16 protein-coding genes are annotated in these 19,862 nt (G+C 69.3%); 12 read left to right on the forward strand and 4 right to left on the reverse strand.

From position 1 onward, the window contains the following. The first annotated feature begins 80 nt into the window (after positions 1–80). Entirely contained in the window at positions 81–1,238 is a 1,158-nt protein-coding gene (hutI, locus tag ACFV9C_RS43490; RefSeq protein WP_380203765.1) for an imidazolonepropionase, read from the forward strand. Positions 1,239–1,325: 87 nt separating this feature from the next. Here hutI and ACFV9C_RS43495 read toward each other — a convergent pair whose 3' ends face one another. Next, positions 1,326–4,187 (reverse strand): helix-turn-helix transcriptional regulator, encoded by a 2,862-nt coding sequence (locus ACFV9C_RS43495; RefSeq protein ID WP_380203767.1) that lies wholly within the window; start codon positions 4,185–4,187, stop codon positions 1,326–1,328. A 118-nt stretch (positions 4,188–4,305) separates the two neighbouring features. Here ACFV9C_RS43495 and ACFV9C_RS43500 point away from each other — a divergent pair, with 118 nt between their 5' ends. The 3 genes from ACFV9C_RS43500 (at position 4,306) to ACFV9C_RS43510 (ending at position 7,040) form a co-directional block, all read left to right on the forward strand. Further along, complete coding sequence (locus tag ACFV9C_RS43500; RefSeq protein ID WP_380203769.1) at positions 4,306–5,514, forward strand: SGNH/GDSL hydrolase family protein; 1,209 nt, start codon at positions 4,306–4,308, stop codon at positions 5,512–5,514. Between the two features lie 46 nt (positions 5,515–5,560). Further along, complete coding sequence (locus ACFV9C_RS43505; protein ID WP_380203771.1) at positions 5,561–6,403, forward strand: NAD(P)H-binding protein; 843 nt, start codon at positions 5,561–5,563, stop codon at positions 6,401–6,403. Between the two features lie 247 nt (positions 6,404–6,650). Then, on the forward strand, positions 6,651–7,040 hold the full coding sequence (locus ACFV9C_RS43510) for a phosphoribosyltransferase family protein (protein WP_380203797.1): 390 nt from the start codon (positions 6,651–6,653) through the stop codon (positions 7,038–7,040). Here the strand turns inward: ACFV9C_RS43510 and ACFV9C_RS43515 are convergent. Then, complete coding sequence (locus ACFV9C_RS43515) at positions 7,037–7,513, reverse strand: GNAT family N-acetyltransferase (RefSeq protein WP_380203773.1); 477 nt, start codon at positions 7,511–7,513, stop codon at positions 7,037–7,039. The genes ACFV9C_RS43510 and ACFV9C_RS43515 overlap by 4 nt on opposite strands. Before the next feature lie 244 nt (positions 7,514–7,757). Between ACFV9C_RS43515 and dnaK the strand changes: the two genes are divergently transcribed. The 5 genes from dnaK to ACFV9C_RS43540 all read left to right on the forward strand — a co-directional run bounded on the left by dnaK (position 7,758) and on the right by ACFV9C_RS43540 (position 12,700). Further along, a complete protein-coding gene (gene dnaK, locus ACFV9C_RS43520) occupies positions 7,758–9,617 on the forward strand; it encodes a molecular chaperone DnaK (protein ID WP_380203775.1) in 1,860 nt (619 codons plus the stop codon). Further along, positions 9,614–10,288 carry a nucleotide exchange factor GrpE gene (gene grpE / locus ACFV9C_RS43525; RefSeq protein WP_380203777.1) on the forward strand — a complete coding sequence of 225 codons (675 nt, stop codon included), beginning with the start codon at positions 9,614–9,616 and terminating at the stop codon, positions 10,286–10,288. The genes dnaK and grpE overlap by 4 nt, the downstream gene beginning before the upstream one ends. 30 nt (positions 10,289–10,318) lie before the next feature. Continuing rightward, positions 10,319–11,482, forward strand: a complete 1,164-nt coding sequence (gene dnaJ / locus ACFV9C_RS43530; RefSeq protein WP_380203779.1) for a molecular chaperone DnaJ — start codon at positions 10,319–10,321, stop codon at positions 11,480–11,482. Beyond that, positions 11,482–11,937, forward strand: coding sequence for a heat shock protein transcriptional repressor HspR (locus ACFV9C_RS43535; RefSeq protein WP_380203781.1), 456 nt, complete (start codon positions 11,482–11,484; stop codon positions 11,935–11,937). Before dnaJ ends, ACFV9C_RS43535 begins: the two co-directional genes overlap by 1 nt. A 235-nt stretch (positions 11,938–12,172) precedes the next feature. Further along, positions 12,173–12,700: a GNAT family N-acetyltransferase gene (locus ACFV9C_RS43540; protein ID WP_380203799.1), complete on the forward strand. Its 528-nt coding sequence runs from the start codon at positions 12,173–12,175 to the stop codon at positions 12,698–12,700. Here the strand turns inward: ACFV9C_RS43540 and ACFV9C_RS43545 are convergent. Next, on the reverse strand, positions 12,646–13,803 hold the full coding sequence (locus tag ACFV9C_RS43545) for a glycosyltransferase 87 family protein (RefSeq protein WP_380203784.1): 1,158 nt from the start codon (positions 13,801–13,803) through the stop codon (positions 12,646–12,648). The genes ACFV9C_RS43540 and ACFV9C_RS43545 overlap by 55 nt on opposite strands. A gap of 167 nt (positions 13,804–13,970) precedes the next feature. On the opposite strand from ACFV9C_RS43545, the gene ACFV9C_RS43550 reads away from it, so the two are divergent. The 3 genes from ACFV9C_RS43550 to clpB all read left to right on the forward strand — a co-directional run bounded on the left by ACFV9C_RS43550 (position 13,971) and on the right by clpB (position 19,179). Beyond that, the gene (locus ACFV9C_RS43550) at positions 13,971–15,782 is read left to right on the forward strand and encodes a sensor histidine kinase (RefSeq protein WP_380203786.1); all 1,812 of its coding nucleotides are present in this window, start codon (positions 13,971–13,973) and stop codon (positions 15,780–15,782) included. Further along, positions 15,779–16,483: a response regulator gene (locus tag ACFV9C_RS43555; protein ID WP_380203788.1), complete on the forward strand. Its 705-nt coding sequence runs from the start codon at positions 15,779–15,781 to the stop codon at positions 16,481–16,483. The genes ACFV9C_RS43550 and ACFV9C_RS43555 overlap by 4 nt, the downstream gene beginning before the upstream one ends. A gap of 110 nt (positions 16,484–16,593) precedes the next feature. Then, positions 16,594–19,179, forward strand: a complete 2,586-nt coding sequence (clpB, locus tag ACFV9C_RS43560; RefSeq protein ID WP_380203790.1) for an ATP-dependent chaperone ClpB — start codon at positions 16,594–16,596, stop codon at positions 19,177–19,179. Between the two features lie 33 nt (positions 19,180–19,212). Here the strand turns inward: clpB and ACFV9C_RS43565 are convergent, their stop codons facing one another. After that, positions 19,213–19,764 carry a dihydrofolate reductase family protein gene (locus ACFV9C_RS43565; protein ID WP_380203792.1) on the reverse strand — a complete coding sequence of 184 codons (552 nt, stop codon included), beginning with the start codon at positions 19,762–19,764 and terminating at the stop codon, positions 19,213–19,215. Between the last annotated feature and the right edge of the window lie 98 nt (positions 19,765–19,862).

Below are 19,862 nucleotides of genomic sequence, written 5' to 3' on the forward strand. Positions count from 1 at the left end.
CAGCTGAACACAGTGCGTGATCGGCGGCAATGCTCCGAGCGATGTCAAAAGGTGCAATTTCGGTCGACTAAGCTGAGGCGGTGACGTCGATGCTCTTGACCGGAATCGGTTCGCTGGTGACCAACGACCCGGCCCGCGGCGGCTTGCTCGGCGAGCTGCACGACGCCGCACTGGTGATCGACGGCAGCACGATTGGTTGGGTTGGCCAACGAACGGAGGCGCCGTCAGCCGACAGCTCAGTCGACCTCGGCGGCCGTGCGGTTGTCCCCGGCTTTGTGGATTCCCACTCGCACCTCGTCTTTGCTGGTGACCGTGCCGAGGAGTTCGCTGCCCGGATGACCGGTACGCCGTACTCCGCCGGTGGTATCCGGACCACCGTCGCCGCCACTCGCGCCGCCACCGACGAACAGCTGACCGCGAACGTGTCCCGGCTCGTCACCGAGATGCGCCGCCAGGGCACCACGACCGTCGAGATCAAGTCCGGCTACGGCCTCACCGTCACCGACGAGGCGCGGGCGCTCCGCATCGCGGGCCTGTTCACCGACGAGACCACTTACCTGGGCGCCCACGTCGTACCGGCCGACCAGGATCCCGTGGCGTACGTCGACCTGGTCACCGGGCCGATGCTCGACGCGGCCGCGCCGTACTCGAAGTGGATCGACGTCTTCGTCGAACGCGGCGCCTTCGACGCCGACCAGGGCCGGGCGATCCTCCAGGCCGGCATCGCCCGCGGCCTCCAGCCCCGCGTCCACGCCAACCAGCTCGGCGAGGGCCCCGGCGTACAGCTGGCCGCCGAGGTCGGCGCCGCGTCCGCCGATCACTGCACGTACCTCACCGACGCCGACGTGGACGCCCTGGCCTCCAGCGGCGTGGTGGCCGGGCTGCTCCCTGCGATCGAGTTCTCCACCAGATCGCCGTACCCTGACGCCCGCCGCCTCCTCGACGCCGGCGTCACCGTAGCCCTCGCCACCGACTGCAACCCCGGCTCCGGCTACTCCTCCTCGATGCCGTTCTGCATCGCCCTCGCGGTCCGCGAAATGCACATGACCCCCGCCGAGGCCCTCTGGTCCGCCACCGCCGGCGGCGCCACCTCCCTCCGCCGCCCCGACCTGGGCCACCTGACCCCCGGCGCCCCGGCCAACTTGGCAGTCCTCGACGCCCCCACCTACCTCCACCTCGCCTACCGCCCCGCCGTCCCCCTCATCACCCAAACCTTCATCGCCGGCCGCCTGGTATAGGGCGAACCCGCACGCCATCACCGTTGCGCCGGGACAGCTCGGAGTGTGCTCGGCCGGCGGAATCGATCACCTGCTGCCGGTCGCGAGTCAGTTGAACAGGGCCGTGCGGTGGGCTACCGCGGCGGCTTCGGTCCGGCGGGAGACGCCTAGCTTGGTGAGGATGCGGGAGACGTGAACTCCGGCCGTGCTCGGGGACATGAAGAGCTCGGCGGCGATCTGGCTGTTGGTGCGGCCGTCGGTCAGTAGGCGCAGCACGTCGAGCTCACGGTTGGTGAGGCCGAACCGGTCCTCCGTCTTCGGCTGGGGCGACTCCGGCACGGCGAGGTCGAGCCGGCCACGGACCGCCAGTTGCTCGATCTCGCGGCTCAGCGGCGCGGCCCCGAGCTCCTCGGCCAGGGAGGCCGACTCCCGTAGTCGTTCCCCAGCCGCCGCCCGCTGCCCGGCGGCGACCGCCGCTTCCGCCGCACCAAACAGCGCCTGCGCCAACCGATACGGCTGGGACAGGACCCGCCACGCGGCCACCGCCGCGTCCCAGGCGGCCACATCGGCGGCACCATCGACCTCGGCGTCGAATGACAGCCGTTCGGCAAGCTGCGCAGGCCGGTCGGCCGTGCACTGCCGAGCCAACTCCCGAAGCTCATCCTCGCGTTGCGCGACGCGAACCCCCGATGACCGTTGAAGCTGCACACCCGCGTGGAGTACCGACCAGGGATCACCGAAGAATCCGGGATCGCCCAAGGCGTCCGACAGAATCCGGTCCGCGGCGGCGAAATCCCCTTGTGCAAGAGCAACCCGGCAATGAACCCCGGCCACGAACACGGGCACCGTGGTCCGGCCGGCCTCACGCGTCAGCAACGGCGTCGACCTCGACACAGCATCCGCCGCGACAACCGGCTCGCCTTGCGCGAGAGCGATCTCCGCCAACTGGTCGAGCAGGATGCCGGCCATCATCGCCGGCGGCTCCTCCGCGAGTGTGTCCTCGACGACCTCGCGTGACTCCGGCCACCGCCCGAGTAGCCACAGTGCCTGAGCCAGTACGGCGGCCAGGTCGGCGCCCCTCGAACGCCCCTGCCCGACGCGATACGCCAGCGACCGCCCCTCACCCGCGACGACCGCGGCCTGTGCGTAATCGCCGGAACCCATCAACGTGTAGGCCTCGGCCAGCAAGGCGGTGAGCAGGGTGTATTGATCGTTGGCGGACCTCGCGACCCGGCCCGACTCCTGGAACAGCCGGAGCGCCTCGTCGGACTTGCCGGCGAGCGCGGCGGTTCGCGCGGATGCGATCAGCGCCGTCGCCTGGACGGCGAGCAGCCCATGATCGCGACCGATCCGGAGTGCCTCCTCGGCGTACTTCGTGCTTTGTTGTGCATCCCCGTCCCACCGGCTCGCGTTGACCGCCAGTTGCGCGAGGATCTGCCCTCGGAGGTCAGCGGACGCGTCGGCGGGCATGGCATCAAGGGCCGCCTCGAGATCAGCGTCTCCGGCCCGGCCGGCTCGGCGGTTCAGGAAGCCGCGGACGGCCAGGACCCTGGCGCGCAACTCATCCACCTGAGCGAGCTGGTCGAGCGCCGCCGTCGCATGGGCGATGCCTTGCTCAAACTCGCCCGCCGAGCTACAGGCCTCGGCCGCGCGATGGAGCACTACTGCCTGCGACACCCCGAGTCGCGTCGCGGGCTCAGGGACCTCGTCCCACCAGGCCAGCACACGGGTGAGCATCCGCAACTGCTGCTCGTAGGCGTACGAGCGCTCAGCCTCGTCGGCTGCCTCCCACGCAGGAGCCAGCGCCCGCTCAAGATCTCCAGCCGCGCCCCACCGCAGCGCCAACTCAGCCGCCGGCTGGGACACCAAGGAACGGTTCTCGGCTATCGCCTCGGCACAGCGCGCGTTGAGTCTGCGGCGCTCGCCCGGCAGTACGTCGTACAGAACCGCGTCGCGGAACAACGCATGCCGGAACGCGTACCCGTCCTCCCGGACAACCAGCAGCTGGCGGTCGACCAGCTCACGCAGAGCGGGTTCGAGCTCGGAGTCCACCAAACCGGACGCGGCCACAAGCAAGGCGTGCCGTACCTCCTGGCCGGCGACCGCGGCAGCGCGAAGTAACGAGCGGGCGGTTTCAGGGAGTTTTGCTATTGCCGCGGCCAGCCAGTCCCGCAGTGGCGCAGGGGCGACGGCGGCGGGATCGGCGGCGAGTGCCTCGACGAACAGCGGATTTCCGTCGCTACGATCGTGCACTCGCGCGACCAGACCGCGGTCCGGCTCACGACCGAGCAGTCCGGCCAGGAGTTGCGCGGTCTCGACCGCACTCAACGGCTGAGGGTCGATGAAGTGGTGGCTCGGACGTCGAGCGAGGTCCGCGAGCACGGGACGCAGCGGGTGCGCAGCGCCGACATCGGTGGGCCGATAGGTGCAGATCACGAACAGGCCGGCCTGTTCGAGATTGCGGACCAGGAAAGCCAGCAGATCGACGCTCGCCGGGTCCGCCCAATGCAGGTCTTCGAGCACCACGACGAGAGGCCGAACCGCCGCTGCCCCCTCCAGCACCGTCAGCACTTCTTCGAACAGCCGCGACCGGCCCTGGAGCGCATCGTGATCGGCTGCCGCCGGACCGAGTTCGGGGAGCCAGCGTGCCAGCGTCAGCTCACCCGGCGGAAGGAGTTCCCGGATCGTCTCCACGCCGAGGTCGCGGCGCAGCCGGCGTAGCACGGCGCGGAAGGGCGCGAACGGCAACTGGTCCGCCCCCAGCTCCAGGCAATCGCCGGTGACGACCGTCACGGCGGAATCGAGCCCGGTGGTGATCTCGCCGACCAGCCGGGATTTCCCGATACCGGCCTCACCGGCGACGACCGCGAAAGTGGCGCCCCCGGTGACGGCGACCCGGTACGCCGCGACCAGATCCGCCGACTCGGCCGCCCGGCCGACGAAGACTGGGCTCGTCCCTCGCGTGGTCACCGCAGTCATGATGCCAGTGCCCGGCTAAAGACCCGCACGCGGACAGGTAAAGAGCCGAGCCGCGGATACTGACAGTTCTCCCGATGTCCGGGCGGCCGGATCACGACAGATTTGCCCTATGAGAATCCACCGCCTGGTCGGCACCCTCCTCGCAACCGGCATCATCACCGCACTGCTTGCTCCGGCCCCCGCTTCCGCATCCACCAGCCGCTGGACCGCCGCCTGGACCACCCCGGTCCAGCGCCCGATGGGCGAGACCTGGCAGGGCAAGAACTGGTCGCTTGACGGCTTCGCCGACGAGTCGATCCGCCAGGTCGTCCGGATCAGCGCGGGCGGTTCCCACCTCCGCATCCGCCTGTCCAACCGCTACGGCAGCACCCCGCTCCGGCTGACGGGTGCGACCGTGGCGAAGGCCGGCTCGGGCGCCTCGGCCGTGGCCGGCACGACGCGCGACCTGACCTTCCGGCGCGTACGCTCCATCGCCGTGCCGGCCGGTCAGGATGCGGTCAGCGATGCGATCCCGCTGCGAACGTCTGCCCTCGAACGCCTCACCATCACCCTGTACTTCGCTACGGCCACCGGTCCGGCCACCTTCCACGAATCCGCGGCCGCGACGACCTACAAGGCGACTGGTGATCACCGGTACGACTCGGGCGTCACCGCCTTCACCGGGGAGAGCCACTCCTCGTACTACGTGACCGGCGTCGACACCTCCGGCAGCTCGGCCCGATCGACCGTGGTGGCATTCGGCGACTCGATCACGGACGGGGTCAGTTCGACCCATGACGCCGACAACCGCTACCCCGACCAGCTCGCCGAGCGGCTGGCGGGCTCACGCCTCAGCGTCGTGAACGCCGGCCTCTCCGGCAACCGCGTATTGGAGGACTCGGACTGCTGCGGAGACAGCGCGTTGAGCCGGTTCCGCCGCGACGTACTCGACCAGCCGTCCGTCCGTACGGTCATCGTGTCCCAAGGCCTCAACGACCTCGGCTTCAACCCCGAGGTGACCGCCGACCAGCTGATTGCCGCGCATCGCCGGCTGATCAAGGCCGCGCATTCCAGCGATGTGCGGATCGTCGGCGGCACGATCACGCCGATGAAGGGCTCCATGCTCGACTCGCCGCACGGTGAGCTCGTTCGCCGGCAGGTCAACCAGTGGATCCGCACCAGCGGCGAGTACGACGCCGTCGTCGACTTCGACGCTGTCTTGGCCGATCCCGCGGACCCCGCGGCGCTCCGGTCCGCCTACAACGCCGGCGATGCGCTGCACCCCAACGATGCCGGCCTCGAAGCGATGGCCGCCGCGATCGATCTCGCCTCCCTCTGAACGACCCCGCAGAACTCTGAACGCCATACAGAACAAGGAGAACATGATGATTCTGGTCACCGCCGCCACTGCCCCCGTCGGCCGCTCGATCGTCGAACAACTCGTCGCCGCCGGCCGCCAGGTCCGCGCCCTGACGCGCGATCCGGAGAAGTCCGGTCTGCCGGCCGCTGCCGACGTGGTCGCGGGCGACCTCAGCGATCCGGAGTCCATGCGCCTGGCGATGGAGGGCGTCACGTCCGTGTTCCTGCTCGCCGTCGTACCGGGGTTCGCTCCGGCATTCATCGCCGCTGCCAAGGACGCCGGAGTACGCCGGATCGTCTTCCAGTCCTCGGGATCGGTCGACGACGAGGCTCAGGAGCAGCCGCACGTGGTCGCCGCCTTCCACCACGACATCGAGCAGGCGCTGCGAGAGTCCGGCCTGGAATGGACGTTCCTGCGGCTGGAGCTGTCCGCTTCGAATGCCCTGCAGTGGGCCTTCGATGTTCCGGCGCAGGTCAAGGCCGGGGACGTCGTACGCGGGCCGTACGCAGAAGCGGCCGGCGCGCCGATCCACCCGGCCGACTTCGCCGGGGTCGCTGTCGCCGCTCTGACCGACGACAAGCACGCGGGACAGACCTACCAGATCACCGGTCCGGAGTCGTTGACTCATGCCGAGCAGATCAAGCTCTTGGGCAAGGTACTGGGCAGGCCATTGCGATACGAGGAGCTGTCGGCCGACGCAGCACGGGAAGCGATGGGCCCGTACGCACCGGCGGACGTACTCCTCGACGACTGGGCGGCGCACGTGGACAGCGCCGCGCCGGTGACCGACGTCGTCCAGACGATCACCGGCCGGCCAGGCCGCTCCTACACCCAGTGGGCCGAGGACTACCGGGCCGACTTCAGCTAGGGCCAGGCGTCACCCTTCGCGCCATACGCGAACAGCTTCTTGCCGCCGCGGTCGGCGAAAACCACGTGCGGCACTCGGCGGGGTGCGGGAGGCTGGAGGTGTGGACACCAAAGCACGGCTCCGGAGCGCCTTCCGGTGGCAGACAGATCGCGGCGCCTGAAGCAGCTTCGCCGATCTCACCGGATGGTGGCGGGACGCCGAACTGCTCCGGGAGCTCGGTCCAGCGCTCGCGGGGTTGTACGACGAGGTGCCGACGGTGGTGCTGGGACCGGTGTCGCGGGGGTCGCTGGTGGGGGCTTTGACGGCGGCTGCACTGGGTGTGGGGTTCGTGGAGATGCGGAAGGAAGGCGGGAGCTCGGTCGACAGTGAGCGGTGGGTGCGGCGGACGAGTGGGCCGGACTATCGGGATCGGCAGCAGGTGTTCGGGTTTCCGCGCCGGCTGGTGCGGGCCGGGGACCGGGTGTTGATGGTCGACGACTGGGTCGAGACCGGCGCGACGGCGCGGGTGGCTCGCGGGTTGGTCGAGGACTGCGGGGCGCGATGGGTCGGAGTGGCCGCTGTCGTCGACGGGTTGACCGAGCCGCGGGTGCGGCACGAGTTGCCCGTGCGGGCGCTGCTCGACGTACGGCGGCTCTAGGCGGTGTCTGGCAGTTCCTTGGACAGTAGGGCGGTGGAGGTGCCGTTGGCTAGGCGTTGGCTGGCGACCTCGTGGTAGCCGCGGGTGGTGTGGAAGGTCAGGCCGGCGGAGTCGAGCGAGTCGGAGCGGACCCGGGCGACGGCGCGGTCGAACGGCTTGGCGGCCCGTTCGATCGCGTTGTACACCGTCGAGGCGATGCCCTGGCGGCGGTGCTCGGGGTCGACGACGATCCGCTCGATGTACAGGAAGCGGTCGGCGTAGGTCTGGGTGAACCATCCGAACTCGGGGCCGTCGTACGCCGACCCGGGGGTGAAGGTGAGGACGAAACCGGCGGGCCGGCCGTCCACGTCGACCACGACGGCGTGGGCGGCGATCAGGCGGAGCCAGTCCAGGCGGTCCGGGCCGAGTGGTTGGACCAGACCCTCCGCGGCGGCGTTGAGCGCAAGTACCGCGACGAAGTCAGCGGCGGTCATCGGGCGGAGTCTCACCGGCACACCATCCCATGGAAAACCCTGACTGAGGCAGGGGCAGTTTCTGGATGCTCCCTGGCCCGACCCTGGCCCGGACCCGGAAAATCGGGGGTGGCCTTGGGAATGACCTGGGCGGTGTGCAATGTTGAGCCTAGTGAACTCAAGTTTGTTGCGTCACGGATTTGAACCGAGGCGGACGAACGGGCAACATTGAGTCTGCATCACTCAACTTCGTGGAGGTAACAGCATGGCCCGCGCGGTCGGAATCGATCTCGGTACGACGAACTCCGTCATCGCCGTACTGGAAGGTGGCGAGCCCACCGTCATCCCCAACGCCGAGGGAGCGCGTACGACGCCCTCGGTGGTGGCCTTCGCCAAGAACGGCGAGGTCCTGGTCGGCGAGGTGGCGAAGCGCCAGGCCACCACGAACGTCGACCGGACGATCCGCTCGGTGAAGCGGCACATGGGTGAGAACTGGTCCGTCGACATCGACGGCAAGAAGTTCACCCCGCAGCAGATCAGCGCGTTCGTGCTGCAGAAGCTGAAGCGGGACGCCGAGGCGTACCTCGGGGAGCAGGTCACGGACGCGGTCATCACCGTGCCGGCCTACTTCTCCGACGCGCAGCGCCAGGCGACCAAGGAGGCCGGCGAGATCGCGGGCCTGAAGGTGCACCGGATCGTCAACGAGCCGACCGCGGCCGCGCTCGCGTACGGCCTGGACAAGGGCACCGAGCAGACCATCCTGGTCTTCGACCTCGGTGGCGGCACGTTCGACGTGTCGTTGCTGGAGATCGGCGACGGCGTCTTCGAGGTGAAGGCGACCAGCGGTGACAACCACCTCGGTGGTGACGACTGGGACAACCGGATCGTCCAGTGGCTGGTGACCCAGTTCAAGAACAAGAACGGCACCGACCTGTCCGGCGACAAGATGGCCATGCAGCGGCTGAACGAGGCCGCCGAGAAGGCCAAGATCGAGCTGTCCAGCGCGGCCGAGACCACCATCCACCTGCCGTACCTGAGCCTCACCGACTCGGGCCCGCTGCACCTGGAGGAGAAGCTCTCCCGCGCCGAGTTCCAGAAGATGTCGAACGACCTGCTGGAGCGCGCCCGCGCCCCGTTCAAGGCCGTCATCAAGGACGCCGGTATCGACGTCAGCAAGATCGACCACGTGATCCTGGTCGGCGGTTCGACCCGGATGCCCGCGGTGGCCGACCTGGTCAAGGAGCTGACCGGTGGCAAGGACCCGAACAAGGGCGTGAACCCGGACGAAGTTGTGGCAGTCGGAGCGTCGCTTCAAGCCGGTGTGCTGAAGGGTGAGGTCAAGGACGTCCTGCTGCTCGACGTGACCCCGCTGAGCCTCGGTATCGAGACCAAGGGCGGCGTGTTCACCAAGATCATCGAGCGGAACACCACGATCCCGACCAAGGGCTCGGAGATCTTCACCACGGCCGAGGACAACCAGCCGTCGGTGATGATCCAGGTGTACCAGGGCGAGCGCGAGATGGCCCGGGACAACAAGTCGCTCGGCAACTTCGAGCTGACCGGCCTGCCGCCGGCGCCGCGGAACGTGCCGCAGATCGAGGTCACCTTCGACATCGACGCGAACGGCATCGTGCACGTGAACGCCAAGGACCTGGCCACCGGCAAGGAGCAGCGGATGACGGTGACCGGTGGCTCCGCGCTGCCGAAGACCGACATCGACCAGATGGTCCGCGACGCCGAGCAGTACGCCGAGGAGGACCGCAAGCGCCGCGAGGCGGTGGAGAACCGCAACCAGGCGGAGTCGCTGGTCTACCAGACCGAGAAGTTCCTGCAGGAGAACGAGGACAAGGTTCCGGACGACGTCAAGACCGAGGTCAAGGACGCCGTCGCCGAGCTGAAGAAGGCCCTCGAGGGTGACGACGCCGACGCGGTCAAGGCCGCCTCGGAGAAGCTTGCCCAGTCCAGCCAGAAGATGGGTGCCGCGATGTACGCGAACGCCCAGGCCTCCGGCCAGACCGAGGACAGCGCCACCTCCGAGGACACCAGCTCGAGCACCGACGACGACGTGGTCGACGCGGAGATCGTGGACGAGGACCGGCCGCAGGACAAGACGGAGGACAAGTGACGGATCGACCGACGGGCAGCGAGTTCGGCGACGGTGAGCCCGTCGTCCGCGACAAGCGCCGGATCGACCCGGAGACCGGCAAGCTGCGGGAGCCCTCGGAAGGGGGCCCCGCGGCCGGTGGCCAGCCGCCCAGGGACCCGTCGGACCTGATCGGTCCGTCCGCCCAGGAGGCGCTGCTGACCGAGGCGCTCGCTGAGCGTACGGCGGACCTGCAGCGGCTGCAGGCCGAGTACGTGAACTACAAGCGCCGGGTGGACCGGGACCGCGAGGCGGCCCGGGAGCTGGTGGTCGGCACGGTGCTGACCGAGCTGCTGGGGATCCTGGACGACATCGGCCGGGCCCGCGAGGCCGGTGAGCTGGAGGGTGCCTTCAAGGCGGTCTCCGAGTCGCTGGAGCGGGTCACCGAGAAGCTCGGCCTGGTGAAGTTCGGCGAGAAGGGCGACACCTTCGACCCGCGGATCCACGAGGCCCTGCTGCACAACTACTCCGACGACGTCGACGGCCCGACCGCGACGATGATCATGCAACCGGGCTACCGGCTCGGCGAGCGGATCCTGCGGGCGGCCCGGGTGGCCGTGTCGGAGCCGACCGAACAACTGCCGGCCGACGCCGCCAAGGCCGACGTACCGGTGGAGAGCACAGATGAAGACGCGGACGGTTCCGCGGAGTAACAGCGGCCACGACGGGAGGGGAGGCGCCGGATGAGCACGAAGGACTGGATCGAGAAGGACTTCTACAAGGTTCTCGGCGTCTCCAAGACCGCCGAGCCCGACGAGATCAAGAAGGCCTACCGGAAGCTGGCACGCCAGTACCACCCGGACTCGAACGCCGGGGACACCAAGGCGGAGGCCAAGTTCAAGGAGGTCTCCGAGGCGTACGACGTGGTCGGCGACGCCAAGAAGCGCAAGGAGTACGACGAGGCGCGCCGGCTGTTCGGCAGCGGCGGCTTCCGGATGCCGAGCGGCAGCGGTCAGGGCGGTGGCTTCGACTTCAACGTCGGGGACCTGTTCAACCGCGGCGGTCAGAACACCGGCGGCGGGCTCGGCGACATCCTGGGCGGGATGTTCGGCGGCGGTGGCCGGACCACGACCACGACGACGGCCCGGCCGCGGCGCGGCCAGGACATCGAGACCGAGGCGACGATCGAGTTCGCCGAGGCGGTGAACGGTGTCACGGTCGGCCTCCGGATGACCAGCGACGAGCCGTGCCCGACCTGCCGGGGGACCGGCGCGAAGTACGGCACGGTGCCGAAGGTCTGCCTGAAGTGCGAGGGCACGGGTATGCAGACCTCGGTGCAGGGCGGTGTGTTCGCGATGACCGAGCCGTGCACCGAGTGCAAGGGCCGCGGTCTGGTCGTCGACCAGCCGTGCGAGACCTGCCACGGCTCCGGCCGCGGCCAGTCGAGCAAGACCATGCAGGTCCGCATCCCGGCGGGCGTGCAGGACGGTCAGCGGATCCGGCTGAAGGGCAAGGGCGCGGCCGGCGAGCGTGGTGGACCCGCAGGCGATCTGTATGTCACCGTGCACGTCAAGCCGCACCGGATCTTCGGCCGGCAGGGTGAGCACCTGACCCTGAACGTCCCGGTGAGCTTCACCGAGGCGGCGCTCGGCGCGGAGATCAAGGTCCCGACCTTGGACGGTCTCCCGGTCACGGTCCGGATCCCGGCCGGTACGGCGAACGGCAGCAAGCTGCGCGTCCGCGGGAAGGGTTCGGTACGCCGGGACGGGACGAAGGGCGACCTGCTGCTCACCCTCGAGGTGCAGGTGCCGCACGAGTTGACCGACGAGCAGAAGGAAAAGCTGCAGGAGTTCAACTCGGCGTCCGACCATCCTGATCTGCGGGCCGGGTTGTTCGGGAGTTCCTGATGGGCATCCCGTTCAGCCAGGTGCCGACCTGGGACGACCGCACCCCGATCTACGTGATCTCGGTCGCGGCCCAGCTGGCCGGCATGCATCCGCAGACGTTGCGCCAGTACGACCGGCTCGGCCTCGTGGTGCCGAGCCGGGCGTCCGGCCGCGGCCGGCGGTATTCGGCGTACGACGTGGCGCGGCTGAGGTATGTCCAGCATCTCAGTCAGGAAGAAGGCGTCAACCTGGCGGGAATTCGGCACATTCTCGCGCTACAGTCCGAAGTGGAGGACCTGCGTAAGCGGGTCAACCAGCTACTGGCAGAGGTCCAGCGCGGTGTCGGCGTCTCGCGACGTCCCGCCGCCAGCCGGGTCTTCTCCGCCGGTCCCGCGGGCGACGTGATCGCCATGGGCCGGCAGCAGACGACCACCCGGTGGATCCGCACCCAGCCTCTGGAACTCGGCTCGCGCTGATCCCCCGCCACAACAAGGCCACCGGAGACGTCCGAAAACCCACCCCTCGGAGTCTCCGGCCTGGTGGAGGTCGTCGTTCCCCCTCGACGCCTCCGCAAGTCGAAGGTGCGTCACCCCCCGGCGCCCTTCGGCCACCGCAGGGTGGTCCCGCAAGGACCGCCCTGCGGTTCTTCAGTTCACCCGCCGTTCCTGTTGCGTACGGCGACCGACCGCATACGCTGGCCAGGTGACGCTGATGCTGGAGACGGACCGGCTCGTGATCCGGGACTGGGAGGAAGATGACGCCGACGCCGCGCTGGAGATCTACGGCTCCGCCGACGTGGCGCCCTGGCTGTCACCCGCCATCGACAAGGTGCCGGATGCCGCAACCATGCGTTTGATCCTGCAGTCCTGGATCGAGGCGCAGCCGAACTTCGTGGTTCCGGCCGGCCGCTGGGCGGTGGCCCGCAAGGACGACGGCGAGGTCGTCGGCGCGCTGCTGATCCGGTTGCTCCCGCCGTACGAGGAGGATCTGGAGATCGGCTGGCAGTTGCGGCCGAGCGCCTGGGGGCACGGGTACGCGACCGAGGCGAGCCGCGGGCTGATGCGCTGGGCGTTCAGCGGCGGCGAGGTCGACGAGCTGTTCGCGGTCGCGCGGCCGAACAACAAGCGCGCGATCGCGACCGCGAAACGTCTCGGCATGGAGTGGGTCGGCGAGACCGACAAGTACTACGACCTCACTCTCCAGGTGTACCGGATCCGCGCGTCCGAGTTCAGCGCCTGACCGATCAACCCGACAGCGCAGAGCAGGTACGCGTTCGCGACCACTGTCTGTACGGCGTTGTAGTGGAACTCCTGGTCGTGCGCGAACGGCAGCCACCACGGCAGCCCGGTCACGAACACCGCCGTCAGTACGACGGCCCACGCCGTACGCCAGGACAGCACCGCGGAGCAGCGCGACCAGGCGAGCGCGGTCGCGGGCACGATCCACACCCAGTGGCCGGTCCACGAGATCGGTGAGACCAGCAGACCGGTGAGCGCGGTGACGACGACCGCGTCGAACTCCAGGCCGCGGTCGTGGAGCCGGCGCGCGATCAGCAGTCCGGCGACGCCGACAACAGTTGCTGTAAGCAACCACAGTGGTACGGCGGAGTTCCCGGAGAGGCGGGCGATCGCGCCGTGCAGCGACTGGTTGCTGATGTAGTGCGGCGGACCCGGGCGACTCGGGTCGAAGACGTACTTCGTCCAGAAGTCGATCGTTGCCCGCGGCATCACGACGTACGCGAGCAGCAGGGTGCCGGCCGTCGTACCGCAGGCGATCGCCGCCTCGCGGAAGCGTCTGGTCATCAGCAGGTACAGGATGAAGATGCCCGGGGTGAGTTTGATGCCGGTGGCAACGCCGATCAGGACGCCCCGGAACCGCGTCCGCCCGACCAGGGCCGGCATCAGCAGCGCGAGCAGTACCAGGTTGATCTGGCCGAGGCCGAACGTCGACCACACCGGCTCGAAGGCCAGCGCCGCGAACGCGATCCCGACTGCGGCGAGCGGACCCCAGCGGAGCGCCCTGGCCGTGGTCCAGCCGATCACCAGCAGCGAGGCCGCGGACGCGAGCGTGATCAGTACCCGGGCGAAGCCGGCGCCGAGCGCGAACGGCGCGAACAGCAGCGCGGCGAACGGCGGATAGGTGAACCCGAGGCCCAGGCCGGGGATGGTGTAGATGTCCTGGCCGTGCACGAACGCCCTGGCGGCCGCGTGGTACACCCGCAGGTCGCCCATGGTCGCGTTCCACGGATGCCACAACAGCAGGCAGAGGACGGGCAACATCGTTGCCGCGAGCACCGGAATGGCCTGCCGTCGGACGCGTGCCGGTTGAAGGTCGATCGTCATGTCCTCGACGATTCCGCCGACCCCTGCCCCGGCACATCGCCGGTGAGAGCCAACCCGGATCGCCGCCGCGAGCCACCTCGGCGGGCCCGGGATGACACTCGAGAGTGACCCGGGTGTCATTCCTGAGAGTGACGGCAGGCGGCGCTGCGGCATCGCACAATGGGTGCGTGCAGCGGCTGTGGCGAACTCTGTGGCCGGACGTCGCGCTAGCGGTGGCCGCCCTCCTGAGCCTGCAGTTGCGGGCGACCAGCAGCAGCGCCCGCGGCTGGCCGGACGCGCCGTTGTGGATCCGGCTCGTGCTGATGGCGGTGCCGCTGGCGATCGCGATCCGGCGGATCGAGCCGGCGCTGGCGCTACCCGTTCTGATCGCCGGCGCCTACTTCGCCGGTCTCGTCGGCCAGCCGGACTGGTTCCTGCTGGGCGGTGCCGTGCTCGCCCTGTGGTCGCTGGCAGGTCGCTGCCGCGTACCGGTCGTACTCGTCGTCGCCGGGTTCTCCGCCGCGTTGCCGCTGCTGCTGAACCAGGTCCGCGCCAGGCTGATGGACTTCCTGTATGCCCCCGCCGACAACGGCTACAAGTACCTCAGCATCCACGGTTGGCAGCGCTGGCAAGCGATTCTCGTGATCGTCGTCGCGCTCCTCTTCCTGACGATCCGCCGTCGCAGTTGGGCGCAGGCCGTCACGGCGACGACCCGGCTGCGGGACCTGCGCACGTTCTTGCGCGATCCGTCGTACAGCCGTCAGCGCGACGTACTGCTGGCCGTCGCCGCGTCGGGCCTGGTCCTGGCCGAGATCGGCGAGGACCTGATCGAGGGCAACTGGTGGAGCGCGCCACGCTGGATGCCGTACGCCGTCGCGTACGCCTGCCTCACGTTGGTACTGCGGCGCGTCCCGGTCGTCCCCGTGGTGGTCCTGGCTGCCGCTTCGCTGATCGCCAACTGGCAGGCCTCCACGCCGATCCTGACCCTGTACGGCGCCTTCGGGCTGGCGCTGTACCGGCTGGTCGTCGTACCGACCGGGAACCGCAGCTTGCGCTGGACGGTGCCGACCGCTGTGGGCGTCCTGATCGCGATGCCGCTGATCACCTGGCGGATGCGGTACGTGGTGATGGTGCTGATCTTCCCGAAGATCAAGCAGGGCGGCCTGGAGCAACGGGCCGACGGGATCCTGCACAACCTGGACTACGAGGCGATCGTCCGGCACCAGTGGCCGATCAGCTTCGCGCTCACGTTGCTGCTTCCGGTCTGTGCGGGCGTCGCGGTCAGGCTCTACCGGCGGAACGTCCAGGCTGCCGAACGGGAGGCCGAGCTCGAGCGGACCGCGACCGAGCGTGAAGCCGCTCGGGTGGTGCTGACCGAGCGTTCGTACATCGCACGCGACCTGCACGACGTGGTCGCGCACGCGGTCAACCTGATGGTGATCCAGGCGGAGACGGGCCCGGACCTGGTACGCCGGGGCGATGACGACGTACTGGCCGGATTTCAGCGGATCGGGGACGCCGGGCGGCGGGCGTTGAGCGAACTGGACCGGCTGCTGTCGGCGCTGCGGGACGCGGACGGCGTACCGGATCCGCAGCTGGCGCCGCAGCCCGGGCTGGCCGATCTGCCACAGTTGGTGGCGGACGTGTCCGACGACCACCTGCCGATCGAGCTCGACCTGCGGGGCGATCCGGACGGTCCGCCCGAGGGGCAGCAGTTGGCGGCGTACCGGCTGGTGCAGGAGGCGCTGACGAACGTCGTACGGCACGCGAAGGCGTCGGCGGCGCGGGTACTGGTGCAGGTCGAGGAGACGGGGGTGCGGGTCGAGGTGAGCGACGACGGGAGCGGGTTCGACGTCGAGGCCGCCGCGCGCGGCACCCGGCACGGGCTGGCCGGGATGCGCGAACGGGCCCGGATCGAGGGCGGCACGCTGGACGTCCGCAGTACGCCGGGCTCCGGCACGACCGTCACCGCCTGGTTCCCGGTGGGCGGCGGCCGGTGAAGCCGACCCCGCCGCCACCCGCGCCGCCCGTGCCGGCCGAGGACGGGCAGCCGATCAAGGTGATGGTGGTCGACGACCAGGACCTGGTCCGGGACGGGATCGCGATGATCCTGGACGGGCAGCCGGACATCGAGGTGGTCGCGCAGGCCGCCGACGGCGCGGACGCGGTCCGGCAGGCGGCCGCGATCCTGGACCTGGCCGTCGTACTGATGGACGTCCGGATGCCGGTGATGGACGGCATCGAGGCCACTCGCCGGCTGGCCGGCGGCCCGCGGGTGGTGATCCTCACCACGTTCGACCTCGACGAGTACGTGTACGACGCGCTCCGCGCCGGCGCGAGCGGCTTCCTGCTGAAGCGCTCCTCGCGGGACGAGCTGATCAACGCGGTGCGGGTGATCGCCGCCGGTGACGCGCTCCTCGCCCCACCGGTGACCCGGCGGCTGATCGACCGCTTCGCCGAGAACCACGTCGACCCCGAACTGACCGCCAAACTCGACGTCCTGACCGCGCGCGAGCGGGAGATCCTGGTCCTGGTCGCCAAGGGCAACTCGAACGCCGAGATCGCCGCCGAGCTGCACCTGACCGAGCACACGGTGAAGACCCACGTCAGCCGCATGCTCGCCAAGACCGGCACCCGGGACCGTGTCCAGGCGGTGATCCTCGCCTACAACGCCGGCCTGGTGACCGCCGGCCGCGGTTGAGGACCCTGGTTCGGCCCTGAGATTTTCCAGAGTTGAGTGGAATGGACTCAAGTTTGGATAAGTTGTGTCTAGTGACTGTCTTGTTGCTGGAAACGAAAGGCTGGAACTAGATGGACGTTCAGCGGTTGACGACGCTGGCCCGGGAAACCCTGTCGGTCGCGATCCGTCAGACCTCCGCGGCGGGCAACCCGACCGTGGAACCGATTCACCTGCTGTCCGCGCTGCTCGCGCAGCCCGAGGGTACGACGATCGGCCTGCTCGAGGCGGCCGGCGGCGACCCGGACGCGGTACGCCGCAGGACCGCCGAGCAGCTGAACCGGCTGCCGAAGGCGAGTGGTGGCAGCGTGCAGGCGCCGAGCCTGTCGCCGAAGACCTCCGACGTGCTGAATCAGGCGGAACAGCGGGCGCTCGGACTGGGCGATGAATACGTATCCACCGAACACTTGCTGGTCGCGCTCGCGGCTGTCGAGAGCAGCGCGCAGAGTGCGCTCGGCGTGACGCCGGACGCGCTGCTGACCGCGTTCGGCGAGATGCGCGGCAACCGGCGGATCACCTCCCCGGAGGCCGAGGGCACCACCAAGACCCTGGAGAAGTACGGCGTCGACCTGACGGAGCGCGCGAAGGACGGCAAGCTCGACCCGGTGATCGGGCGGGACTCCGAGATCCGGCGTGTCGTGCAGGTGCTGTCCCGGCGTACCAAGAACAACCCGGTGCTGATCGGGGAGCCCGGCGTCGGCAAGACGGCCGTCGTCGAGGGGCTCGCCCAGCGGATCATCGCGGGCGATGTGCCCGAATCGCTGCGCGGTCGCCGGCTGATCAGCCTGGACCTCGGCGCGATGGTCGCGGGAGCGAAGTACCGCGGTGAGTTCGAGGAGCGGCTGAAGGCGGTGCTGACCGAGATCAAGGAGTCCGACGGTCAGATCATCACGTTCATCGACGAGTTGCACACGGTCGTCGGTGCCGGTGCGTCCGGCGAGGGCGCGATGGACGCCGGCAACATGCTGAAGCCGATGCTGGCCCGCGGCGAGCTGCGGATGATCGGCGCCACCACGCTGGACGAGTACCGGACCCGGATCGAGAAGGACCCGGCGCTGGAGCGGCGGTTCCAGCAGGTGTTCGTCGGTGAGCCGTCGGTCGAGGACTCGATCGCGATCCTGCGCGGTCTGAAGGAACGCTACGAGGCGCACCACAAGGTCGCGATCTCCGACTCCGCGCTGGTCGCCGCGGCGACGCTCTCGAACCGGTACATCACCGGCCGGCAGCTGCCCGACAAGGCGATCGACCTGGTCGACGAGGCCGCGTCCCGGCTGCGGATGGAGATCGACTCGTCCCCGGTCGAGATCGACTCGCTGCGCCGTACCGTCGACCGGCTGAAGATGGAGGAGCTCGCGCTGTCCCGCGAGGAGGACGCCTCGTCGCAGGAGCGGCTGGAGCGGCTGCGTGCCGACCTGGCCGACCGCGAGGAGGAGTTGCGCGCGCTGGAGGCCCGCTGGGAGCGGGAGAAGTCCGGACTGAACCGGGTCGGCGAGGTCAAGGAGCGGATCGACGAGCTCCGCGGCCAGGCCGAGCGCGCCCAGCGTGACGGCGACCTGGAGACCGCGTCCCGGCTGCTGTACGGCGAGATCCCGCAGCTCACCAAGGAGCTTGAGGAGGCCGACGCCGAGGAGGAGGTGGCCGAAGGCCCCGAGGCGATGGTGAACGAGGAGGTCGGCCCGACCGAGATCGCGGAGGTGATCGCGATGTGGACCGGCATCCCGACCGGCCGGCTGCTCGAGGGCGAGACCGGCAAGCTGCTCCGGATGGAGGACGAGCTCGGGCACCGGCTGATCGGTCAGCGCGAGGCGGTCAAGGCGGTCAGCGACGCCGTACGCCGTGCACGGGCGGGCATCTCCGACCCGGACCGGCCGACCGGAAGCTTCCTGTTCCTCGGTCCGACCGGTGTCGGCAAGACCGAGCTGGCGAAGGCGCTCGCGGACTTCCTGTTCGACGACGAGCGGGCGATGGTCCGCATCGACATGTCGGAGTACAGCGAGAAGCACAGCGTCGCGCGGCTGGTCGGCGCCCCGCCCGGCTACGTCGGGTACGAGGAGGGCGGCCAGCTGACCGAAGCGGTCCGCCGGCGTCCGTATTCGGTGATCCTGCTCGACGAGGTGGAGAAGGCGCACCCCGAGGTCTTCGACATCCTGCTGCAGGTGCTCGACGACGGCCGGCTGACCGACGGCCAGGGCCGGACGGTCGACTTCCGGAACGTGATCCTGATCCTGACCAGCAACCTGGGGTCGGCCTACCTGGCCGACGTCACGCTGGACGACAAGATCAAGCGCGACCAGGTGATGGCGACCGTGCGGCAGTCGTTCAAGCCGGAGTTCATCAACCGGCTGGACGAGATCGTGCTGTTCGACGCGCTCGGCAGCGAGGAGCTGACGCAGATCGTCGGGCTGCAGATCGGCAGCCTGCAGCGGCGGCTCGCCGACCGGCGGATCACACTGGACGTCGACGAGGGTGCGATGGAGTGGCTGGCGATGACCGGGTACGACCCGGTGTACGGCGCCCGTCCGCTGCGCCGGCTGGTGCAGTCCGCGATCGGCGACGAGCTCGCCCGCGGCCTGCTGGACGGCTCGATCCGCGACGGCGAGGCCGTCCGGGTGACACTCAACGAGTCCAAGGACGCGCTGGAAGTCGCTGCCACCCGCTGAGACAAGGGGCCCGGTTGTCGCCAGGCCCCTTACTCATGCGGGTTTGTAGCTGAGCGCGAGGACGCCCGAGGGCAACGTGTCCTGCTGGACCAGCTCCAGCCCGGTGCGGGGACCCGAGAGCTTCGTCCCGGTGCCGAGCACCACCGGGAGTAACAGGATATCCATTTGGTCGACCATCCCGTTCTCCAGCAGGGTGTACAGCAGCGCCGGGTTGCCGTACATCATGATGTCGCCGCCGCCCTCCTCCTTGATCCGCTTGAGCGCCGCGATCGCGTCGCCTTCCAGGAGCGTCGCGTTCCAGGTCAGCTCACCGGTCAAGGTGCTGGAGGCAACGAGTTTGGGAAGCTCACGCAGCCGGTCCGCGTACGGGCCGTCCGCGTCACCCCAGGCGGCCGAGAACATCTCATAGGTACGGCGCCCGCACAGGAAGTAGTCGCACGACGCGAGCTTCTCGATGGACCGCCGCACCGCCTCCTCGCCGAAGTACGGCTGCGCCCAGCCGCCGAACGACGTACCGCCGAAGCCGCCCGGGTCCTCCACCACACCGTCGAGTGTCATCAGGGTCGAAGCAATGATCTTGCGCATGATTCTCCTAATCAGTTTTTGGGAGTGAGCCATCCGGCAAACTCCTGGTGGTAGCCGGCTGGTGGGTGAGCACTCTTTTCTCCTGGACCCTGGAGTCC

Origin of the sequence: Kribbella sp. NPDC059898 (assembly GCF_042730855.1) — a bacterium.
In the GTDB taxonomy this organism is placed as follows: Bacteria; Actinomycetota; Actinomycetes; order Propionibacteriales; family Kribbellaceae; genus Kribbella.

Coding starts and splice junctions, on each gene's coding strand:
- ACFV9C_RS43515 (WP_380203773.1), bottom strand. CDS start 7,513: ATGACCGCCGCTGACTTCGTCGCGGTACTTGCGCTCAACGCCGCCGCG.
- dnaJ (WP_380203779.1), top strand. CDS start 10,319: ATGAGCACGAAGGACTGGATCGAGAAGGACTTCTACAAGGTTCTCGGC.
- ACFV9C_RS43505 (WP_380203771.1), top strand. CDS start 5,561: ATGATTCTGGTCACCGCCGCCACTGCCCCCGTCGGCCGCTCGATCGTC.
- ACFV9C_RS43545 (WP_380203784.1), bottom strand. CDS start 13,803: ATGACGATCGACCTTCAACCGGCACGCGTCCGACGGCAGGCCATTCCG.
- clpB (WP_380203790.1), top strand. CDS start 16,594: ATGGACGTTCAGCGGTTGACGACGCTGGCCCGGGAAACCCTGTCGGTC.
- ACFV9C_RS43500 (WP_380203769.1), top strand. CDS start 4,306: ATGAGAATCCACCGCCTGGTCGGCACCCTCCTCGCAACCGGCATCATC.
- ACFV9C_RS43565 (WP_380203792.1), bottom strand. CDS start 19,764: ATGCGCAAGATCATTGCTTCGACCCTGATGACACTCGACGGTGTGGTG.
- ACFV9C_RS43540 (WP_380203799.1), top strand. CDS start 12,173: ATGCTGGAGACGGACCGGCTCGTGATCCGGGACTGGGAGGAAGATGAC.
- dnaK (WP_380203775.1), top strand. CDS start 7,758: ATGGCCCGCGCGGTCGGAATCGATCTCGGTACGACGAACTCCGTCATC.
- ACFV9C_RS43535 (WP_380203781.1), top strand. CDS start 11,482: ATGGGCATCCCGTTCAGCCAGGTGCCGACCTGGGACGACCGCACCCCG.